Source organism: Paucibacter sp. DJ2R-2, assembly GCF_025717675.1.
Taxonomy (GTDB): domain Bacteria; phylum Pseudomonadota; class Gammaproteobacteria; order Burkholderiales; family Burkholderiaceae_C; genus Paucibacter_A.
This window is the reverse complement of the sequence record NZ_JAJIRT010000003.1, coordinates 442,584-456,882: the sequence shown is the minus strand read 5'-3', so window position 1 is coordinate 456,882 and position 14,299 is coordinate 442,584. Positions and strand designations below refer to the sequence as shown.

At 67.2% G+C, this 14,299-nt stretch carries 12 protein-coding genes; 7 read left to right on the top strand and 5 right to left on the bottom strand.

Annotated elements, in window-relative coordinates; all coding sequences use genetic code 11:
* Positions 1–2: 2 nt before the first annotated feature.
* The 5 genes from LNV28_RS11310 to LNV28_RS11290 are packed head-to-tail and all read right to left on the bottom strand — an operon-like array spanning position 3 to position 5,763.
* Positions 3–1,175, bottom strand: a complete 1,173-nt coding sequence (locus LNV28_RS11310; RefSeq protein ID WP_263519844.1) for an acyl-CoA dehydrogenase family protein — start codon at positions 1,173–1,175, stop codon at positions 3–5.
* Positions 1,176–1,178: 3 nt separating this feature from the next.
* A complete protein-coding gene (locus LNV28_RS11305; protein WP_263519843.1) occupies positions 1,179–2,033 on the bottom strand; it encodes an enoyl-CoA hydratase family protein in 855 nt (284 codons plus the stop codon).
* Positions 2,030–2,602, bottom strand: a complete 573-nt coding sequence (locus LNV28_RS11300) for a MarR family winged helix-turn-helix transcriptional regulator (protein WP_263519863.1) — start codon at positions 2,600–2,602, stop codon at positions 2,030–2,032. Before LNV28_RS11300 ends, LNV28_RS11305 begins: the two co-directional genes overlap by 4 nt.
* Before the next feature lie 5 nt (positions 2,603–2,607).
* Positions 2,608–3,405 (bottom strand): SDR family NAD(P)-dependent oxidoreductase, encoded by a 798-nt coding sequence (locus tag LNV28_RS11295; RefSeq protein ID WP_263519842.1) that lies wholly within the window; start codon positions 3,403–3,405, stop codon positions 2,608–2,610.
* A 3-nt stretch (positions 3,406–3,408) separates the two neighbouring features.
* Positions 3,409–5,763 (bottom strand): bifunctional salicylyl-CoA 5-hydroxylase/oxidoreductase, encoded by a 2,355-nt coding sequence (locus LNV28_RS11290; protein ID WP_263519841.1) that lies wholly within the window; start codon positions 5,761–5,763, stop codon positions 3,409–3,411.
* Between the two features lie 20 nt (positions 5,764–5,783).
* Here LNV28_RS11290 and LNV28_RS11285 point away from each other — a divergent pair, with 20 nt between their 5' ends.
* The 7 genes from LNV28_RS11285 to LNV28_RS11255 all read left to right on the top strand — a co-directional run bounded on the left by LNV28_RS11285 (position 5,784) and on the right by LNV28_RS11255 (position 14,267).
* Positions 5,784–5,978, top strand: a complete 195-nt coding sequence (locus LNV28_RS11285) for a hypothetical protein (RefSeq protein WP_263519840.1) — start codon at positions 5,784–5,786, stop codon at positions 5,976–5,978.
* 71 nt (positions 5,979–6,049) lie between these two features.
* Entirely contained in the window at positions 6,050–6,679 is a 630-nt protein-coding gene (kynB, locus tag LNV28_RS11280; protein ID WP_263519839.1) for an arylformamidase, read from the top strand.
* Between the two features lie 40 nt (positions 6,680–6,719).
* On the top strand, positions 6,720–8,018 hold the full coding sequence (gene kynU / locus LNV28_RS11275; RefSeq protein WP_263519838.1) for a kynureninase: 1,299 nt from the start codon (positions 6,720–6,722) through the stop codon (positions 8,016–8,018).
* On the top strand, positions 8,015–8,884 hold the full coding sequence (kynA, locus tag LNV28_RS11270; protein WP_263519837.1) for a tryptophan 2,3-dioxygenase: 870 nt from the start codon (positions 8,015–8,017) through the stop codon (positions 8,882–8,884). Before kynU ends, kynA begins: the two co-directional genes overlap by 4 nt.
* A 171-nt stretch (positions 8,885–9,055) precedes the next feature.
* Positions 9,056–9,877 (top strand): ABC transporter substrate-binding protein, encoded by an 822-nt coding sequence (locus LNV28_RS11265; RefSeq protein WP_263519836.1) that lies wholly within the window; start codon positions 9,056–9,058, stop codon positions 9,875–9,877.
* A gap of 26 nt (positions 9,878–9,903) precedes the next feature.
* Positions 9,904–12,348, top strand: coding sequence for a sensor histidine kinase (locus tag LNV28_RS11260; RefSeq protein ID WP_263519835.1), 2,445 nt, complete (start codon positions 9,904–9,906; stop codon positions 12,346–12,348).
* 110 nt (positions 12,349–12,458) lie between these two features.
* Positions 12,459–14,267: an aminopeptidase P family protein gene (locus LNV28_RS11255; protein ID WP_263519834.1), complete on the top strand. Its 1,809-nt coding sequence runs from the start codon at positions 12,459–12,461 to the stop codon at positions 14,265–14,267.
* Positions 14,268–14,299: the final 32 nt, after the last annotated feature.

Below are 14,299 nucleotides of genomic sequence, written 5' to 3'. Positions count from 1 at the left end.
GCTCATTTCAACAAGTCCCGTCCGATGATCAGCTGCTGCACCTCGCTCGCGCCCTCGTAAATGCGCAGGGCACGGATTTCCCGGTACAGCGATTCCACGATTTCGCCGCTGCGCACGCCGCGGCCGCCATGCAGTTGCAGCGCGGCGTCGATCACCTGCTGCGCGCCCTCGGTGGCCATGAGCTTGGCCATCGCCGCCTCGCGCGTGACCGTCTGGCCCTGGTCGCGCTGCCAGGCGGCGCGGTAGACCAGCAGGGCCGAGCTGTCCACCGTGCAGGCCATCTCGGCCAGCTTGGCCTGGGCCAGGGGCAGATCGGCCAGATGGGCACCGAACATGGCCCGGCTCTTGGCCTGGGCCAGGCCCTCTTGCAGGCCGCGCCGCGCAAAGCCCAGGGCGGCGGCGGCCACCGAGGTGCGGAAGACGTCGAGGGTGCGCATGGCAATCTTGAAGCCTTCAGCCGGCGCGCCGATGCGCTGGCTGGCCGGGATGCAGCAGTCGCTGAATTTCAGCCGCGCCAGCGGGTGCGGCGCAATCACCTCGATGCGCTCGGCAATCTCGAAGCCCGGCGTGCCGGCATCGACGATGAAGGCGCTGATGCCGCGCGAACCGGGCGCTTCCCCAGTCCGAGCAAACACCACGTAGAAGTCGGCAATGCCCCCGTTGGAGATCCAGGTCTTCTCGCCGTTCAAGACATAGCTGTCACCGTCCAGCCGCGCGCTGCACTGCAGGGCCGCCACATCGGAGCCAGCCTGCGGCTCGGACAGGGCAAAAGCCGCCAGCTTCTCGCCGCGCGCCACGGCCGGCAGATAACGCGCTCGTTGCTCGGGCGTGCCCGCCAGCGAGATCGCGCCTGAGCCCAGGCCCTGCATGGCAAAGGCGAAATCGGCCAGGCCGTTGTAGCGAGCCAAGGTTTCACGCAGCAGGCAGATGGCGCGGGTGTCGATCACCTCCGCCGCGCCACCAAGCGCCGTGCCGGCCACCGCATGGCGCAGCCAGCCACCCTGCCCCAGGGCGCGCACCAGGCTGATGCACTCGGCATCCACATCGGCACCATGGCCGCTGTGCAGAAATTCGGCGCACCAGGCGTCCAGCTGTGCCGCCAGCTCGCGGTGGCGCGGTTCAAAGAACGGCCACTCCAGGTGCTTGAGCGCGGGGTTTGCCATCGACTCACTCATCGCTCAGTCTCCCTGAAACTCGGGCCGCTGCTTGGCCACGAAGGCGTAGTAAGCGCGATGGAAATCCTGCGTCATCATGCAAATGGCCTGGGCCTGGGCTTCGGACTCGATGGCCTCGTCCACGCCCATGGCCCACTCCTGGTGCAGCATCTTCTTGGTCATGGCGTGGGCAAAGGCCGGGCCACCAGCGATCTGCTGCGCCCATTCCAGGGCCTCGGGCAGCAGACGCTCGGGCTCAACCAGGCGGTTCATGAAGCCCCAGCTCAAGCCCTCCTCGCCGCCCAGGCTGCGGCCGCTGTAGAGCAGGTCAGACGCGCGGCCCTGGCCGACGATGCGCGGCAGGATGGAGCAGGCGCCCATATCGCAGCCGGCCAGGCCGACGCGGGTGAACAGAAACGCAGTCTTGCTGCGCGCTGTGCCGACGCGCAGGTCCGAGGCCATGGCCATGATGGCGCCGGCGCCGGCGCAGACGCCGTCGATGGCGGCGATCACCGGCTGCGGGCAGGCGCGCATGGCCTTGACCAGATCGCCCGTCATGCGGGTGAAGGCCAGCAGGTCGGGCATGCTCATCGTGGTCAGCGGGCCGATGATCTCGTGCACATCGCCGCCGCTGCAGAAGTTGTCGCCCGCGCCCTGCACGACGATGGCGCGCACTTCATCGACATAGCTCAGGCGGCGAAACAGATCGCGCAGCTCGGCATAGCTCTCGAAGGTCAGCGGGTTCTTGCGCTCGGGCCGGTTCAGGGTGATCAGGCCCACATCGCCGTGCTGGGCCCAACCGAAGTGCTGGGGCATGTAGCCCTCCAGGCTCTGGCGGTTGCCCTCGCGCAGGTGTTCGCTCATGGCGCGTTCCGTCATTTCTTTTTCTCCTTGCTCACGGGGCTGGTGGCCGCGGCGGTCGCCGCTGCGGCAGCATCCAGCGCACCCAGATGATTTTTCAAGACGGCCATCAGGCCGTAGAGCTCCGTCTTCTGCTCGGCCGACCAGCCACCCAGCAGCTCCACCACCCATTGCTCATGCGTGGCCGCCATGCGCTTGAACTGGCGCCGGCCTTGCGGCGTGAGCTTGACGGTGAAAGAGCGACGGTCGCTGGGATGGGCCTCGCGCACCACCAGGCCCTCGGATTCGAGCTGGTCGGTGATGCCGGTGATGTTGCCGCCGGTCACCATCAGGCGCTGCGAGAGCTCGCGCATGGCCAGGCCTTCGGGGTGGCGCTCCAGCTGGGCCAGCAGGTCGAAGCGCGGCAAGGTGGTGGCGAAATCCTGGCTCAGGCGCTTGCGGATCACGCCCTCCACCCGGTTGGTGCAGGCCAGCAGGCGCAGCCAGAGCTTGAGCGCCTGGTGGTGGTCGTCGATGACCCGCGATTCCAGATCCGGCCCCAGGTCCAGGCCCGGGTCCAGCTCGGCGGGACCGAGGGCGCTTGTCATGCTTGTCATGGCAGCTCGCCCCCGCAGACCGAGATCGCTTGGCCGTTGATGGCCGCGCTGTCACGGCGCGCCAGCCAAAGCACCGTGGCCGCCACTTCCTGCGGCTGGATCAGGCGGCCCAGCGGGTTGCCGGCGGCCAGCTCGGCGCGCGCCTCCTCGGCGCTGCGGCCGGTCTTTTGCATGATGGTCTGCACCGCCCGGTCGACGATGTCAGTCTCGGTGTAGCCTGGGCAGACGGCGTTGACGGTGACGCCTTTCTTGGCCGTTTCCTGGGCCATGGCACGGGTCAGGCCCAGCACGCCATGCTTGGCGGCGCAGTAGGCCGCCACATAGGCATAACCCGTCAAGGCAGCGGTGCTGGCCACATTGATGATGCGGCCGAAGCCGCGCGCCGTCATCACCGGCAAGACCTCGCGGCTGCACAAAAACGTGCCGGTCAGATTGACCTGCAGCATGCGCTGCCAGAGCTCCAGCGAGGTGCGCGAGATCGGCGCGGTTTCCACTTGGCCCGCGTTGTTGACCAGGATGTCCACCGGCGCCAGCGCCGTGGCGGCGGCGAAGGCGCGCTGCACACTGACCTCATCCCCGACATCGACGATCTGAAACCCCACCTCGCCCAGGGCCGCTAGGGCCAGCTGCTGCACCTGCAGGCGCTCGTGGTTGCGGCCCATCAAGGTGACGCGGGCGCCGGCCTGCAGCAGGCTTTGCGCAATGGCCGCGCCAATGCCGCTGCCACCGCCGGTGACCACGGCGTGCAGGCCTTGCAACGGTTGCTGAACCAGAGGCGGAAAGTTGCCAGCCATGGCTCAGACCCCCAAGGCCTTGTTGGCCTGCTCTTGTGCGCTCAGGCCCGCGCTGGCCGAGGCCTGCTGAGCGCGCTGGCGCTCGAACTCCTTTTCCAGCTGCGGCTTGGCCGAGAGGTAGGCGCGCGGCCAGTCGAGACCGGGCCCCGCTTGGTAGCCGATGCGCGCCGCTTCGCTGAGGGTCCAGGCCGGGTTGGCCAGATGCGGGCGGGCGATGGCGCACAGGTCGGCCCGGCCGGCCGCGATGATGCTGTTGACATGGTCGGCCTCGGAGATGGCACCCACGGCCATGGTGGCGATGCCGACGCGGTTGCGGATGCTCTCGGAGAACGGGGTCTGCCACATGCGGCCGTAGGTGGGCTTCTCCTGCTTGCTGACCTGGCCCGAGGACACATCGATCAGGTCGGCGCCGGCCGCCTTGAAGGCCGCCGCGATCAGCACCGCGTCTTCCGGCGTGTTGCCGCCGGGCACCCAGTCATGGGCGGAGATGCGCACCGACATCGGCCGCTCCTCCGGCCAGACCGCACGCAAGGCGCGGAAGACCTCGAGCGGATAGCGCAGGCGGTTCTCCAGCGAACCGCCGTACTCGTCCTCGCGGTGGTTGGTCAGCGGCGAGAGGAAGCTGGAAAGCAAGTAGCCGTGGGCGCAGTGCAGCTCCAGCCAATCGAATCCGGCCGCGGCTGCGCGGCGGGCGGCGGCGACAAAGTCATCGCGCACCCGGTCCATATCGGCGCGATCCATGGCGCGCGAGGTCTGGCTCACAGCGGCCAGGTACTGCTGGGGCGAGGCCGAGATCAAAGGCCAGTTGCCGGTTTCCAGCGGCTGGTCGATGCCCTCCCAGCCGCGCCGGGTCGAGCCCTTGGCGCCGGCGTGACCCAGCTGCATGGCGATCTTGGCACTGCTGTGCGTGTGCACGAAGTCCACGATGCGCTGCCAGGCCAGGCCCTGCAGATCGGTGTAGAGGCCGGGGCAGCCCGGCGTGATGCGGCCATCGGCCGAAGGGCAGGTCATCTCGGCAAAGACCAGGCCGGCGCCGCCGGTGGCGCGCGCGCCCAGGTGCATCAGGTGGTAGTCGCCGACCACACCATCGACACAGGAGTACTGCGCCATGGGCGAGACCACGACGCGGTTCTTGAGCGTCAAGCCACGCAGGCGGAAAGGCGTGAACATGGGCGGCACGGCCTGCTCGGGCAGGCCGCTCTGCGCTGCCAGCCAGGCCTCGAAGCGGCCCACATAGCCGGCGTCTCGCTGGCGCAGGTTCTCGTGCGAAATGCGCTGCGAGCGGGTCAGCAGGGAATAGGCAAACTGCTCGGGCGCCAGATGGGCATGGCGATCGACGTTCTCGAACCATTCGGTGGAGTTGCGCGCGGCGTTCTGGATGCGCAGCACCTCGATGCTGCGGCTGGCCTGATAGACCTCCAAGGCGCGCGTCAGATCACCGCCGGCCTCGCCAATGTCTCGGGCCAGGGCGATGGCGTCTTCCAGCGCCAGCTTGGTGCCCGAGCCGATGGAGAAGTGCGCGGTGTGGGCGGCATCGCCCATCAGCACCACGGGCGCACGGCCGTTGTGATGCACCCAGTTCTTGCAGACCACGCGCGGGAAACGGATCCACTGTGCCGAGCCACGCAGGTGCGAGGCATTGCTGATCAGCGAGTGGCCGTCCAGCACCTTGGCGAACAGGCGCTCACAGAAGGCAATGCCCTCTTCCTTGCTCATGGCCTCCAGGCCAGCGGCCTGCCAGACTGACTCGGGCGTCTCGACGATGAAGGTCGAGTGCGTCTCGTCGAACTTGTAGGCATGGGCCTGGAACCAGCCATGCTCGGTCTTCTGGAAATCGAAAGTGAAGGCGTCGAAGAGCTTGGTCGTGCCCAGCCAGACAAAGCGGCATTGGCGCAGATCGATGTCGGGCTGGTAGGTGGCGCTGTACTTCTGGCGGATGCGGCTGTTCAGGCCGTCGCAGGCGATGATGAGATCCGCATCCACGCCTTCATCGTCTTGCACATCATGTTCGTAGACCAGCTTCACACCCAGCTCGGCACAGCGCGTTTGCAGGATGTTCAGCAGCTTCATGCGGCCGATGCCGCAAAAACCATGGCCGCCCGAGCGCATGCTGCGGCCGGCGATGTGCACATCGATATCGTCCCAATGGTTGAAGGCGGTCAGGATGGCCTCGGCCGTGGGCGCATCGGCTTCACGCATGGCGCCCAGGGTCTGGTCGGAGAAGACCACGCCCCAGCCGAAGGTGTCACCGGGGCGGTTGCGCTCCAGCACGGTGATCTCATGGCTGGGGTCTTGCTGCTTCATCAGCAGAGCGAAATACAGGCCGGCTGGGCCGCCGCCGATACAGGTGATGCGCATGCTCTGCTCCCGCTGAATCTGTGAACTTGCGACGCACTTTAGGCCTTGATAGTTTAAGCGTCAACAATTATTCTGAACTTGCCGGATCGGGACTTACCCTGTTCAATCTGGCTTCAGATTTCGCTTCAAACCCGGCGCTGGATGCGCGTGAGCAGATGTTGGAATTAACCGACACCACGCGCTTTCAGGCCTTGTTAAGGTCTCGCCCGCTGTGAGCTTGCCCCCCTCCCCCGGGGACTGGCCGCAATGTTTGAGCTGTTGATGAATCACTGAGAGCACCCCACACATGCCGCCCAAGACACTCTGGGACATCTCGCCCACGGTCTCGCCCGAGGCCCCGATCTTTCCCGGCGACGAGCCCTACCGCCTGAACTGGACGGCACGGCTCTCGCCCGACTGCCCGGTCAATCTGAGCGCGCTGACCATGTCGCCTCATGTCGGCGCCCATGCCGATGCGCCCTTGCACTACGCCAACGATGCCGCCGACGCGGCCAACGTGGCGCTCGACGCCTATCTGGGCCCCTGCCGCGTGATCCATGCGATCGGCTGCGGGCCGCTGATCCGCATCGAACATGTGCAGCATGCGGCCGATGGCCTGCCACCGCGCGTTCTGGTGCGCTGCTGCGAGCGCGCCGACACGGTCTGGAACCCTGATTTCAGCGCCTTCGCGCCCGAGACCGTGGCCTGGCTGGCCGCGCGCGGCGTGCGCCTGATCGGCCTGGACACGCCCTCGGTGGACCCGGCCAGCAGCAAGAGCCTGGACAGTCACCAGCAGCTGCTGCGACTGGACCTGCGCGTGCTGGAGAACCTGGTGCTGGACGAGGTGCCCGAGGGCGACTACGAGCTGATCGCCCTGCCCCTGAAACTGGCCGGCGCCTGCGCCTCGCCGGTGCGCGCCGTGCTGCGCGCGCTCTGAACGAACCCACTGATTTCGACTTTCCCCTGGAGACACGACCATGACCACCTTGCAAGACTGCGACGTCCTCGACCAAGAGGACCCCTTGCGCGAGCTGCGCCAGCAGTTCGACCTGCCGCCCGGCGTCATCTACCTGGACGGCAATTCCCTGGGCGTGCTGCCGCGCGCCACCCTGGGCCGCGTGCAGGAGGTGATCCTGCGCGAATGGGGCCAGGACCTGATCAAGAGTTGGAACACGGCCGGCTGGATGGACCTGCCCGGCAAGATCGGCGACAAGATCGCCCGATTGGTGGGCGCCGGCCCGGGCGAGCTGGTGGTGGCCGACTCGACCTCGCTGAACCTCTACAAGGTGCTGTCCGCTGCCTTGCGCATCGCGCAAGCGGATGCCCCGGCGCGCAAGCTCATCGTCTCCGAGCGCAGCAACTTCCCGACCGACCTCTACATCGCCGAAAGCCTGGCCCGCCAGCATGGCGCGCGCCTGCATCTGGTGGACAGCGTGGACGAGATCGCCGGCACGCTGAACGCCGATCTGGCCGTGCTGATGATCACCGAGGTCAACTACCGCACCGGCTACAAACACGATATGAAGGCCTTGACCGCCGCCGCCCACGCGGCCGGCGCCCTGGTGATCTGGGACCTGGCCCACTCGGCCGGCGCCGTGCCGGTGGACCTGAAGGGGGCGGATGCCGACTTCGCCGTCGGCTGCGGCTACAAATACCTGAACGGCGGCCCCGGCGCCCCGGCTTTTGTGTGGGCCCACCCGCGCCATGCCGATCGCTTCTGGCAGCCGCTCTCGGGCTGGCTGGGCCATGCCGCACCCTTCCAGTTCACGCCGGACTACCAGCCCGCCCCCGGCATCAAGCGCTATATCTGCGGCACGCCGGCCATGCTGTCCACCGCGGCGCTGGAATGCGGGGTCGACACGGTGCTGGCGGCCGAGAGCCTGGGCGGCATGGCCGCGCTGCGCAGAAAGAGCATCGCGCTGACCGAGCTCTTCATAGCCCTGGCCGAAGAACGCTGCGGCGCCCTGGGTGTGCGCCTGGCCTCGCCGCGCAAGCCTGAGCAACGCGGCAGCCAGGTCTGCCTGAGCCTGGCCGCACCGCTGCAGCATGCCGGCTATGCGGTGATCCAGGCCCTGATCGCGCGCGGCGTGATCGGCGACTTCCGCGCCGGTGACCCGGCCCGACTCGACGAGGTTCCCCACATCCTGCGCTTCGGCTTCACACCGCTTTACATCGGCTTTGCGGACGTCTATGCCGCCGTGGAGCACCTCTACCAGGTGCTCAAGACCGAAGAGTGGCAGCGCCCCGAATTCGCACGCCAGGGAGCCGTGACATGAGCTGCCCGCACCATCACGAAGGCCAGACGGGCCGGACCGAGCAGATTGTCAAAGAGGAAGGCGCTCAGCTCGATTTCTCGAAAGACATGAGCTACGGCGATTACCTCAAGCTCGACCAGATCCTCAGCGCCCAGCATCCGCTCTCGCCCGAGCACAACGAGATGCTCTTCATCGTCCAGCACCAGACCTCGGAGCTGTGGATGAAGCTGATGCTGCACGAGATGCAGGCGGCCGTGGCCTGTGTGGCGGCCGACCGTCTGCCCGAGGCCTTCAAGATGCTGGCCCGGGTGTCCAAGATCATGGAACAGCTGGTCCATGCCTGGGATGTGCTGGCCACCATGACGCCGCCCGAGTACACGGCCATCCGCCCCTACCTGTCCAACAGCAGCGGTTTCCAAAGCGCGCAGTACCGCCGCATCGAGTTCATGCTGGGCAACAAGAACGCGGCCATGCTCAAGCCCCACGCCCACCGGCCCGATCTGCTGGCCGAGGTAGAAGCCGCCTGGCGCGCGCCCTCGCTCTACGACGAGGCGATCCGCCTGATGCAGCGCCGCGGCATCAGCGTGCCGGCCGAAGCCATGGAGCGCGACTGGACCCAGCCTTATGCCGCCAGCGAAGGCGTCAAGGCCGCCTGGCTGGAGGTCTACCGCAGCCCCGAGCAGCACTGGGACCTGTATCAGATGGGTGAGGAGCTGGTCGACCTGGAAGACGCTTTCCGGCTCTGGCGCTTCCGCCATGTCACCACGGTTGAGCGGGTGATCGGCTTCAAGCGCGGCACGGGCGGCACCTCGGGCGTGTCCTACCTGCGCAAGATGCTGGACACGGTGCTCTTCCCCGAGCTGTGGGCGCTGCGCACGGAACTGTGAGATCGATCGGGCGACAAAGCCTGTTCAGGCCGGCTTCTCCGCCCTTTCCATGACCTAAACGCCCTGGGCTTTGCTATACAGTCGCCGAAGACGGCAGCCCGTGGGAGCACCGGGCCCTGTACGGCCCCCGCAAAGGTGCCTGAATGCATGCCGCACACAGGGGTTTTTGTCATGCGCAGTTCGATTCGTATTCCAGGCTTTGCTCCTGTCTTGGCCGGCCTGGGCTGTTTGGCATTCCTGAGCGCCGCTCCAGTCCCGGCCCAGGCCGGAGAGGTCCTGACACGCGTGCAGCGCAGCCAGTTGCTGCGCGTGTGCATCTGGCCAGCCTATTACGGCGTCACCTTCCGCAGCCCGCGCACGCAGGAGCTGATCGGCATTGACATCGACCTCTCCGCCGCCCTGGCCCAGGACCTGGGCGTCAAGCTGGAGCGTGTCGAATCGTCCTTCGCCAGCTTGATCGAGGACCTGCGCAGTGATCGCTGCGATGTCGCCATGTTCGCCATTGGCATGACGGCCGAGCGGCGCCAACAGCTGAGCTTCAGCAAACCCTATTTGCAGAGCGATGTCTACGGCATCACCACCCGGTCCAGCCGCAGCATCCGCAGCTGGGCCGACATCGACAAGCCCGGTGTCAAGGTGGCGGTGCAGGCCGGCACCTTCATGGAGCCCATCGTCAGCGCCTGGCTGAAGCAGGCGCAGACGGTGGTGATTCGCCCCCCGCAAACACGCGAACAGGAGCTCGAAGCGGGCCGAGTCGACATCTTCATGACCGACTACCCTTACAGCCGCCGCCTGCTGGACAAGGCCGACTGGGCACGCCTGGTGTCGCCGCCCACGCCCTTTTCGGTCATGCCGTACGCCTATGCCGCCAAGCCCGGTGACGAGGAATGGTTGCAGCGTTTGAACGGTTTCGTCAGCGCCATCCAGGGCGACGGGCGCCTGAGCGCGGCGGCCCGCAAGCATGGGCTGAGCGACATCGTGCTGAAGCGCTAACCCCCAGCGCTTCCCGCTTGGCCTTCATGAACAGCCCCCGTGCACCGCAACTGCCCGCCTGGGTGAACGGCCGGATGGCCATCTGGGGCTGCAGCTTGCTGAGTCTGGCCCTGGTGCTGCTTGGCGCGGGCTTTCTCTGGCTGGTCAACAAGCAAGAGCGTCAGGCCGAAAGCGAACACTGCAATCTCTACGCCCACACCCTGGAAGTCCAGAGCAATCAGGCCCTGGGCAGCTCTGAGCTGGCCTTGCAAGGCGTGGCACGCAGCCTGCAAGGCCTGGCTGCGAACCCGGAGAACGCCCGGGCCATCGCCGGCCTGCTCTACCAGAGCTTGAGCAACCTGCCCTTTGTGCGCAGCTTTTCCCTGCTTGATGAGCGCGGGCTGGTGCTGGCCAGCAGCAACCCGGACAACCAAGGCCACGTGGTGGAGCTGGCCCGGCTGCTGCCCAGCGGTGGTGTCCCTGGCCTGGGCAGCTTGATCGCCGGGCGGGACCTGTATGAGGTGCAGGACAAGGTGCCGGCCTCGGGCGCCTCGCTGCTGGCCTTCAGCATGCCTGTGAAGCAGAGCCAAGGGGCCAGGCATTTGATTGCAGTGCTCAACCCCGACTACTTTGCCAACCTGTTCGAGCGGCAGCTCGGGCAAAGCGGCCATCGTGTGGGCTTGTTCAATCTCGAGGGCCAGCTGATCGCGGCAAACCAGACCCTCCATCTGGCACCAGGCAGCCTGCTGCCCTCCCACGAGGTGTTCAAAAGCCTGCTGAAAGCCCGGGAATTCGGCAGCTACAGCACGGCCGATGGCCTGGACGGCGAGCCGGCGCTGGGCAGCTACCGCCTCACACGCAACTACCCCTGGGTGCTGATCGTCGAGCGCTCGCAAAGCCTGCTGGCCGAGGACTTCGCCCAACGCGCTCAGGTGGTCGGCCTGAGCTTGCTGGCTGGTCTGGCCCTGATGGCCATGCTGGGCGCGCTGGCCTGGCGGGCCCTGGCCGCCTATGACCTGGCCCGCCAAGACCTGCAGGCCGCACATGCCGACCTGGCACGCAAGGAAGGCGAGCAAAGACTCTTGATCAGCAGCGTGCAGGAGTTGATGTTTCAAACCGACGCCGAAGGCCGGCTGCAGTTCGTCAACCATGCCGATTTCCTGGGCAAGCAGGGCGCGAAGCTGGGCACCCAGTTCGAGGCCTTGATCGACCCGCGTGACCAGGCGCGTGCGCGCAGCCTCTTCCACCCGAGCAATGCCTTGCTGAATCTGCCCATCGCCTTGCGCCTGCAAGGCCAGCAAGGGCGCCAACGGGTGCTGGAGGTCAGTGTCACCGCGGTGCGTCAGGACAACGGCCAGATTGGTGGCTTCGTCGGCTTTGCCATCGATGTGACCGAGCGCGAGGATGCGCGCCAGCGCCTGCAGGCCCAGCTCGATTTCACGGCCCGGCTGATCGACGTCTGTCCGATTCCCATCTTTGCCAAAGACCTGGGCCTGCGCTTTGTCATGGTCAACCAGGCCTGGAGCGAGATGGCCGGGGTCGACAAAGACTTGGCCCTGGGCCGCCGCCTGAGCGAGCTGCGCCCGGCCACGCTGGCCCATCAGGCCGAGGAGCAAGACACGCGCCTGCTGCGCAGCGGCGGCAGCGAGCAGTTGGAAATGCAGGAGGACGGGCGCCATCTGCTGACCCACCGCACCGTCTTCACCGACGCCCAGGGCCGCACCGCTGGTGTGCTGGGCAGTGCCATCGACATCAGCCGCTTTGTTGAGGCCGAACGCCAGACCCGCGAAGCACGCGATGCTGCCGAGCGGGCCAACAACGTCAAGAGCGAATTCGTCACCCATATGAGCCACGAGCTGCGCACGCCGCTGCAAAGCATCATCGGCTTCTCGGAGCTGGGGGTGGGCCGCAGCGGAGAAACGCCGCGCCTGCAGGACATGTTCGCGCGCATCCATGCTGCCAGCCAGCGCATGCTCGAGCTGGTGGACAAGCTGCTCGACCTGTCCCGGCTGGAAAGCACCGGGGGCCAGCTCAGCTTGACGGTGCAGGACCTGAGCCCATTGCTGATCGCCCTGTCACGCGAGCTTCAGCCCCAGGCCGAGCAGGCCGGCGTGCAACTGAACCTGCAGCTGCCGCCGCAGGAGCTGCGCGCCGCGGTCGAACCGGCACGCCTGCAGCAGGCCTTGCGCAATGTGTTGGACAACGCCTTGCGCTTCAGCCCCAAAGGATCGAGCGTCGAGTTGAGTGCCAGCCAGGACGTCGCCGGCCTGTGCTTGAGCGTGCGCGACCACGGCCCCGGGATTGCGCCGGCCGAGCTCGATCTGGTGTTCGCGCCCTTTGTGCAGGGCCGCGACCACAAGCCCGGTGTTGGCAATATCGGCCTCGGTCTGGCGATCTCGCGCCGCATCATGGCCGCGCATGGCGGATCCATCAGCGCCCACAACCACGCCCAAGGCGGCTGCTTGTTCGAACTGCGGCTGCCGCCCGCCTGAAGACGGCCTGTGTTGGCATTAGCCCTGCCCCTGGGCTAGTCCGTGCCACCTACAATTCCGCCCACTTCCGGCACACACCCGCGCCGCTCGACCGCTTCGGAGACCAGACCATGGACGCCCGCACTTCCACCCTGACCCTGCGCATTGAAAAGATGCGCGACGCCCTGCAGAGCAACAATGCGCAAGCCGTGTTGGTGCCTTCGGCCGACCCGCATCTGTCCGAATACCTGCCCGAGCGCTGGCAGGCACGCCAGTGGCTGTCGGGCTTCACCGGCTCGGTCGGCACGCTGGTGGTGACGCGCGAGCGCGCCGCCATTTTTGCCGACAGCCGCTACTGGACCCAGGCCGAGACCGAGCTGGCCGGCACCGGCATCGAGCTGGTCAAGGTCATGAGTGGCGCAGCCACCGACTACATCGCCTGGATTGCCACCCAGTTGCAAGCCGGCCAGACCCTGGCTGTGGACGGCCAGGTGCTGGGCCTGGCCCTGGCTCGCCTGCTGAGCACGGCCATGGCAGAGGCCCGCATCACGCTGCGCACCGACATCGACCTGGTCGACGAAGTCTGGGCCGAGCGCCCGGGCCTGCCCGACAGCGCGGTCTGGGAACACGCCGCACCGCAGGCCACCGTCAGCCGCGCCGACAAGCTGGCCGCCATCCGCGCCGCCGTGGCCACCCAAGGCTGCAGCCACCACTTCATCAGCAGCGTCGACGATGTCGCCTGGCTGCTGAACCTGCGCGGTGCCGACGTCGACTACAACCCGGTCTTCATGGCCCATGTGCTGCTGGACGCGCAAGCCGCCACCCTCTTTGTGGCCGAAGGCAAGATCGACGCCGCCCTGCAGACCCGCCTGGCCGCTGACGGCGTGAGCTTGCGCCCCTACGCTGAGGCCGCCACCGCCCTGGCCGCCCTGCCGGCCGATGCGCGCGTGCTGATGGACCCCAAGCGCGTCACCTTCGGCCTGCGCCAAGCCGTGCCGGCCAGCGCCAGCATCCGCGAAGCCATCAACCCCAGCACCCTGGCCAAGAGCCGCAAGACCGCCGCCGAAGCGGCCTTTGTGCGCGAAGCCATGGAGCAAGACGGCGCCGCCATGTGCGAGTTTTACGCCTGGCTGGAAGGCGCCCTGGGCCAGCAGCGCATCACCGAACTGACCATCGACGAAGAGCTGACGGCCGCACGCGCCCGCCGCCCCGGCTTCAAGGGCCTGAGCTTCCCCACCATCGCCGGCTTCAATGCCAATGGCGCCATGCCGCATTACCGCGCCACGCCCGCCTCGCACAGCGTGATCGAAGGCAACGGCCTGCTGCTGATCGACTCGGGCGGCCAGTACCTGGGCGGCACCACCGACATCACCCGCGTCTGGGGCATCGGCGAGGTCAGCGCCGCGCAAAAGCGCGACTACACCCTGGTGCTCAAGGGCACGATCAACCTCTCGCGCGCCTGCTTCCCGCGCGGCACGCTCAGCCCCATGCTGGACGTGCTGGCACGCAGCCCGCTGTGGGAGCATGGCCTGGACTACAGCCACGGCACCGGCCACGGTGTCGGCTACTTCATGAACGTCCATGAAGGCCCGCAAAGCATCTCCAAGGCCGTGCCCGACGCGACCATGGCCATGGAGCACGGCATGATCACCTCGATCGAACCGGGCCTCTACCGCCCGGGCCAATGGGGTGTGCGCATCGAGAACCTGGTGCTCAACACCGGCCTGGACACGCCCGAGCGAGGCCAGTTTGGCGAGATGCTGCACTTCGAGACCCTCACCCTGTGCCCGATCGAAACCCGCTGCCTGGACCTGAGCCTGATGCGCGCCGATGAAATCGCCTGGCTGAACCAGTACCACGCCGAAGTGCGCCGCCGCCTGGCGCCGCTGCTCAGCGGCGCGGGCCTGGCCTGGCTGATGGCGCGCAGCGAGGCGATCTAAACCTCAATCCCTCGCTCCTTAGACAAAGCGGC

Excerpts from the sequence above, each read along its gene's own strand:
- LNV28_RS11265 (WP_263519836.1), top strand. The coding sequence starts at position 9,056 with ATGCGCAGTTCGATTCGTATTCCAGGCTTTGCTCCTGTCTTGGCCGGC.
- LNV28_RS11255 (WP_263519834.1), top strand. The coding sequence starts at position 12,459 with ATGGACGCCCGCACTTCCACCCTGACCCTGCGCATTGAAAAGATGCGC.
- LNV28_RS11260 (WP_263519835.1), top strand. The coding sequence starts at position 9,904 with ATGAACAGCCCCCGTGCACCGCAACTGCCCGCCTGGGTGAACGGCCGG.
- LNV28_RS11300 (WP_263519863.1), bottom strand. The coding sequence starts at position 2,602 with ATGACAAGCGCCCTCGGTCCCGCCGAGCTGGACCCGGGCCTGGACCTG.
- LNV28_RS11305 (WP_263519843.1), bottom strand. The coding sequence starts at position 2,033 with ATGACGGAACGCGCCATGAGCGAACACCTGCGCGAGGGCAACCGCCAG.
- kynA (WP_263519837.1), top strand. The coding sequence starts at position 8,015 with ATGAGCTGCCCGCACCATCACGAAGGCCAGACGGGCCGGACCGAGCAG.
- kynB (WP_263519839.1), top strand. The coding sequence starts at position 6,050 with ATGCCGCCCAAGACACTCTGGGACATCTCGCCCACGGTCTCGCCCGAG.
- LNV28_RS11290 (WP_263519841.1), bottom strand. The coding sequence starts at position 5,763 with ATGCGCATCACCTGTATCGGCGGCGGCCCAGCCGGCCTGTATTTCGCT.
- LNV28_RS11295 (WP_263519842.1), bottom strand. The coding sequence starts at position 3,405 with ATGGCTGGCAACTTTCCGCCTCTGGTTCAGCAACCGTTGCAAGGCCTG.
- LNV28_RS11310 (WP_263519844.1), bottom strand. The coding sequence starts at position 1,175 with ATGAGTGAGTCGATGGCAAACCCCGCGCTCAAGCACCTGGAGTGGCCG.
- kynU (WP_263519838.1), top strand. The coding sequence starts at position 6,720 with ATGACCACCTTGCAAGACTGCGACGTCCTCGACCAAGAGGACCCCTTG.